Origin of the sequence: Gilliamella sp. HK2, from assembly GCF_001690265.1 — a bacterium.
Classification (GTDB): domain Bacteria; phylum Pseudomonadota; class Gammaproteobacteria; order Enterobacterales; family Orbaceae; genus Gilliamella; species Gilliamella apicola_C.
Map to the genome: position 1 here is coordinate 1 of NZ_LZGV01000113.1, position 2,216 is coordinate 2,216.

A 2,216-nucleotide genomic window follows, 5' to 3' on the forward strand; every position below is an offset into this window, starting at 1 on the left:
CCTGTCGCACTGGCATTACCATCTCCATCAGCATCGCCCCAATAATTATGTGGCTCGCCGATTAAGTTACTTAGCTCAATACTTGGGTAATGTGTATTATCTGTTAATGGTACAAATGTTTGAATATCAGCAAATGTTTTTACTTCGCTAGGTAATGCTATAGGATTTGTGTAGCTTGAATTATCAACTTTGGCATTAGGATATAATTCGCTATTTTCACCTGGAGCAATATACAGGCTACCATCAGGTAATTTAATGCTGAGCAAGCCTTCTTCACTCATTATTTTCGTTACACCATTATCCAAGCTTAAATAAGGAGCACTGCCTTGTATCACATTAGAGGTTGTTGCTGATAATGCTGTAGCATTGGTTGATACCATTAAGCCCAATAAAGCACCTGATATTGATAACGTATAACGATTAATATTCCATTTGGACAACGCCGACAATGTACTTTGATAATCTATTTTTACGTTTTTTATAAAATTAATTTTTTGTACAAAAGACAAATTAGTATGACTATTCATTCCACCATTACCTGTTATAACTTATTGGTTATTAATTCCATTTTTATAAATATTATCAATTATAAACAAAAATAAGCCTTATTTAACCAACTTTTTTAGTTACAATTTTATGTTATTTATTTTCCATTTATCTGCACTTTAAGTAGGTTAATCGCTTTTTGTATAAGCTTAAGGAGATACGCATGCAGCTAGCACAGTATTTTCCCCCCATCTTCCATCAGTTAGGCTTCCGTCTATTGGGCTAACCAAAAGATAGTTATTATTTAATAGAGAATTTGTCCAATAGAGATCATCTCCCCAAGTAATCGCATAGTCACTGTTCTGTAGAGCCGATTCCTCACTACCCCAATCCTCCTCATCATCATAATTACCCTGCCCTTTAAAAACACTAGCCATTCTCCCCCATTCACTAAATAAACCGCCTATCCAACGACCTCCACGCTTAAAACTCACACGTCGTTGATAACCGTAACTTTCCGTCCCCATTACACCACCATCCCATCCCTCAAAATTGGCATTTGTGAGATCATTAGCTCTAGTGATACGATAGCCACTAGCTAGCTCTTGGCAAAACATTGTAGCTTTTTCAAATGTCATATTTTCATAGACTGGCTGTCCATATTCATCGGAGGAGGGAGGATTATTTATATACCAACGCTCTATCTTAAAGCTATAAAGTAAATGGGTATGATTGCTATCAGCGTAAATTTTAAATACTGATGGCGAAAAACGCTTATCTCTTGAATCACGAGTTGGTCCATTTAACTTTATCTTAACGCCAGTTTTCGAATTTATCGGCCTCGCATCCCAACGCTCTTGATCTTCCCAAGTATATGAGTAATTCCAATTCACTTCGGCTGCAGAAAGCGATAAAGTTACGCCATGACCACTCTCTGCATGAACAGTAGTACCATTTGCGGCAACAACTTGCTCTGGTGTTATACCCGTTAATAATAAAAAGAAATGTATACCATTTGTCCCTGTCGTTGGAAAGTTCTCGGTTAATTTATCAGCAGAATGAATTTTAAACCCTGCATTTACTACCCAATCAGGGCCATCTGATGCCGCGCGTTGGCTATCATATCGAGTGTTAGGCAATGCATAACAGCTTGTCGGTATATCTGCCTTATTGCCCAAATAATAAGTATGACTAATCTCATTAAAAGTACTGGTTTGTGGCAAACCATACTCTGTTGATAATGTACCATTAGTTGCCGTCATAGTGAGTTGGTAAGGTACATCACAGCCGTTTAATAATCTATTAGGGTTAGCTTTAATTTCGGCAGTAATATCTTTATCATCAGCGTCTAACCATTTGACTTTTAGCTTGCCTGTCGCACTGGCATTACCATCTCCATCAGCATCGCCCCAATAATTATGTGGCTCGCCGATTAAGTTACTTAGCTCAATACTTGGGTAATGTGTATTATCTGTTAATGGTACAAATGTTTGAATATCAGCAAATGTTTTTACTTCGCTAGGTAATGCTATAGGATTTGTGTAGCTTGAATTATCAACTTTGGCATTAGGATATAATTCGCTATTTTCACCTGGAGCAATATACAGGCTACCATCAGGTAATTTAATGCTGAGCAAGCCTTCTTCACTCATTATTTTCGTTACACCATTATCCAAGCTTAAATAAGGAGCACTGCCTTGTATCACATTAGAGGTTGTTGCTGATAATGC

The 2,216-nt window shown here is 37.3% G+C and carries 2 protein-coding genes; both read right to left on the reverse strand.

All coding sequences use genetic code 11. The features are described from left to right. Positions 1–527: hypothetical protein (locus A9G45_RS12970; protein WP_141673699.1), on the reverse strand; the 527-nt coding region annotated here is incomplete at its 3' end. Between the two features lie 168 nt (positions 528–695). Beyond that, a partial coding sequence (locus tag A9G45_RS14545; protein ID WP_176701620.1) for a hypothetical protein occupies positions 696–2,216 on the reverse strand: 1,521 nt, incomplete at its 5' end.